Source organism: uncultured Vibrio sp. (genome assembly GCF_947488985.1).
Taxonomy (GTDB): Bacteria; Pseudomonadota; Gammaproteobacteria; order Enterobacterales; family Vibrionaceae; genus Vibrio.
Genome location: NZ_CANLBV010000168.1, coordinates 1 through 3,827, shown reverse-complemented (window position 1 = coordinate 3,827; position 3,827 = coordinate 1). Strand labels below are relative to the sequence as shown.

Annotated in this window: 4 protein-coding genes; 3 read left to right on the top strand and 1 reads right to left on the bottom strand. The window is 38.7% G+C overall.

Translation table 11 applies throughout. The features are described 5' to 3' along the window. Nucleotides 1-406: 406 nt before the first annotated feature. Nucleotides 407-589 (bottom strand): TraY domain-containing protein, encoded by a 183-nt coding sequence (locus Q1A70_RS19275; RefSeq protein WP_102559551.1) that lies wholly within the window; start codon nt 587-589, stop codon nt 407-409. Nucleotides 590-742: 153 nt separating this feature from the next. On the opposite strand from Q1A70_RS19275, the gene Q1A70_RS19270 reads away from it, so the two are divergent. The 3 genes from Q1A70_RS19270 (at nt 743) to Q1A70_RS19260 (ending at nt 3,671) form a co-directional block, all read left to right on the top strand. Further along, on the top strand, nt 743-1,357 hold the full coding sequence (locus Q1A70_RS19270) for an XRE family transcriptional regulator (RefSeq protein WP_299695491.1): 615 nt from the start codon (nt 743-745) through the stop codon (nt 1,355-1,357). 438 nt (nt 1,358-1,795) lie between these two features. Beyond that, a complete protein-coding gene (locus Q1A70_RS19265) occupies nt 1,796-2,299 on the top strand; it encodes a hypothetical protein (protein ID WP_299695493.1) in 504 nt (167 codons plus the stop codon). 922 nt (nt 2,300-3,221) lie between these two features. After that, on the top strand, nt 3,222-3,671 hold the full coding sequence (locus Q1A70_RS19260; protein WP_299695495.1) for a hypothetical protein: 450 nt from the start codon (nt 3,222-3,224) through the stop codon (nt 3,669-3,671). Nucleotides 3,672-3,827: the final 156 nt, after the last annotated feature.

Below are 3,827 nucleotides of genomic sequence, written 5' to 3'. Positions count from 1 at the left end.
CGGCTTGCCGCTTCACATGCTCCGACTCTTTTTTACTAGGGGGTTTGGGTAGACGATTCATACTTTCTCCTTATCACACTAAAATTTCTCCAAAGCACACTTAAAAAATAGGCTTTGGAGATTGTCTCTACCTCACCGCCGAGACATGGCGGAGCTTATTTACATTTCAGGTCATTCTCACAGTTCAGCCATACCAGCTTATGCGCTTCCATTATCTATAGGTTACGCACCCGGTCGCCGCAGCGGTAAATAAGGTCTATTTCAGTGAATTACTGTCCTCCGTCACTGGATTGCTCGGAGTGACTCATACAAAACAAGTTTTGTGTTAAGTCGTTCATGGCACACATTGTTAAAGAACGGTGTTCAGAATCCAATTCCACACAGGGAACAGATAAAAAAATCAAATTTACTCTGGAGACAAAATTTCTTTTTGTTGGTTTACGGGTAAGCGATAAAACGCTCGCAGCACAAACAACGCTTCAACTCGCTTGCTTCGGCCGTGAGCCGATGCAGAGCGCGTAAGGTGTTGGTTCGTCTCGTAGTCGAGAGTCGCCGTCACGTTGGTGCACTTTTTAGTTTCAGAAGTCATAAAACCTCAATTGCATGCCTGTTTATTTGATCAATTTGATGGATGATAAAGATAATCCAAAAACAATTCAATACAAACGTATAGTTTCGAAATACAAAAATATACAAAAATCCTGCAATGATTTCCTTAAACATATAACGTTTAAGGTGCACAATGCTTTCTGTAGGTCAAAAAATACTGCATTTACGAAAAGGAATGAGGCTCACACAAGCTGAATTGGCAAAAAAAGCAAACGTAAAACCAGTAACTGTCTCAAAGTGGGAGCTCGATACATCAAAACCAAAAGGAGAGAGCCTCATTCTACTATCACATCTTTTTAATGTACCTATTGATGTGTTAGTCAATCACGTGACTCCGATAAAGAGACTCAGAGAGCAAGTATCTATACCGTATTTCTCGAAAGTTAAAGCGGCTGCGGGAGGGGGAGTTCTTTGTGATAATGAAGAGTCAGATTTATACACCGTTGATAAGTCATTTATTAGCAATCACAAAAACACGATAGCTATAAAAATCAATGGCGATTCAATGGCTCCCGTGTTTACTGATGAATCAATAATTTTTATAGACCAGGATCAAAAATCAGTCAAAGATGGGGACGTTTACGTATTCATTCACGACGACATGCTGAGAATGAAAATCCTTGAAAACACACCTTTCGGATATAGATTAAGAAGCTATAACCATTGCTACCCTGTAGAAGACGCTAATACTAGTAACTCATCTATTATAATAATTGGGCGAGTAATAGCTCAAATACAAAAATACTAACCTTAACTCCTTTTGTATACTTTGCTGTTAAACTGTTTTTTTTAGAGAATACACTATATAATGTACTTAGTTCTCGAAGTTAAAAGTGCATTACATAGCACGCTACTACATAGTTTCCTATGTAGTGTATTTTTCGAGAATAAGAATGTGTTAGACTCTCAATCTGACTAAATAGCATTTGCATAGAGCCGTCTTCCCGCAAGTAGACGGCTTTTTTGTGTCTAAAATTTACCATTTGATCTTTAAAGAGATCTTCTATAGATTAATACTTTATTGTTTGATGTGAGAAACCAAACAACCCTAAAAACCTTGCGGAATAAAAAATGAAAAAATTAACCTATAGTTGCATCCAGCAACTCACTCAAAACAGACACAGTAAGCATTCACATTCAACCAGTGTTCAAACACATTTATGGTCGAGTGTAGAAGGTTTGTGTCATGACAGCATCTAATCAATCCCTCAAGTTTCTCGAACACCACAATCAACTGACTAATGCAGTTGCTTGCGATGAAAGCATTCCAGCAGATGAGAAATCCTTACTGATTGCTATATCCACTTTTTACAACCTTTCTAATCAATGCGCGTTCCCAAGCCGAAAGCAAATTGCAGCAAGGATGGGGCGTTGCGTCAATTACGTCACAGAATTAATCAGCAAAGCAAAAGAGTCCGGTCGACTCATATCAACCGCTCAATTCGTTCTGATTGAAGGTGAATCTGCACCACGACAAATTGCTAACAAGTACGAATTTGTCCTTGAGAAGTTTGGGCTGTTCTACAGCAAAGCAAAAGCAATGCTCAATCGCAACTTGAGAAAGAAGAGCAAAGAAAACAAAACCACTCAACAAGCAGCTTCTTCTAGAGTTGATCAGATCAATCAGCTTCTCGATGAAGCCCAGACATCTGACATACCAGAATGGGAAGATTACACTCCGCCTGAATAACCCCTTTAAATTTCACTTATGCCATTAGTTCGGTAGGACTCATCACACCTAAAACAAACACATAGTGATCCCCATCACAAAAAAAACCTCATAAAGACTCTCATTACGTAAAAATTCACCTGAAACTCCTATCACAATCTCCAAAAGCTCATAGTTTTCCTACCCCCTAAAGATATTAGTATATGAATCCCTACAGATTTATAGAGAGGAATCCCTACAGATAAGCAGGCAAGCAAAACAAGAGAATCAATAGACATAAGAATTAATGAACAAAAGAGCCGTCATTCTGATTTGAGTGTGGGTAACTTTCGTGAGGAACGAGCGAATAGTTATCCATCGCCCAAATCCGACAAGCGTAGCGCGTCAGTTCTATACGTATGGTTAACTTGATCGATCTATGTAAAAGTGAATTTTTAGTGACCGTGCCAAGGTTCAATTTAAGTAGATATTCCGCTTGCTCACCCTCCGACTGGCTACGCCAGCTACGGGATTGCGCCGAGCGGTTCAGTTGAAAAACTTAAAAAATAACTGTGTGTTTAAACAGTATCATTTACTGAGGAGTGAACATGCAGGTAGACATGAAAGTTCTAAAGGTCAATCTTCCCAAAAATGGATTAACGGTCATCTGTATGACGTTATTGTGTTCTCTTTGGATTGTACTAGATTCACAGAGTGAATCTAGTTATGAGGATAAGAACGTAAACTTTCTAGCTACGCTTGCCTACGAAGTGAAGTAATGGCTGGACAGGAAGGGGCGTAAGCCTTTTTGTGATTCATGCCAAGGTGCACCCAAATCTTTCTCTCCGACAAATGCTCGAGTCTTAGATATAAAGAAATATTCCCATAAATGAGTTCACATTAAGTGATGAGTTTGATAGTGTTATGTTGGTTATTTGATGCTTAATTACAATGGATATGTTAAATGAAACAGTATTTACCCGTTCTTTCACTACTTTTGATTTCTAACTTTTCCTTTGCTGAAGAGCAAGGTGGGTCAATAGAGTCTTTAGATCAAACTTGTGTACTAAAGAATACTTTGGTTGGTCCTTCAAGCCTTTACCAGTGCACTACTGGTGAAAATAAAGTTGGAAATGGCACACTTCATGTCGATTTAACTCGTATTATGATTGCTGAATCAAAACCTGACATTATCTACTGTCAATGGGATGGTACACGTGTAAGGAGTAGTGGTGATGGAGATATCCAGAATGGATATCAAATGGAAATACAAAGTGATTCTCAAGCCTATAAACTAATTAAGATTGAAGACAACCCTAATGTTGAATTTACATACGGATTGCCATTTAGTCCTGATGGTTTTATGCTAACAAACGTTAATCATATCTGCTATGTGGATAGAGATAACTCATAATTATTTGCTCCATAATGAGTCAGAAGTGACCGATCGCTTTCATGCGATCGGTTTTTAAATGGGGTGTTATCTGTTCCAATCAGACTGGACACCGTATTAAGCGACATATTGTTTTTCAAAGTTAACTGGGCTTACATACCCAAGAGCACTGTGCCT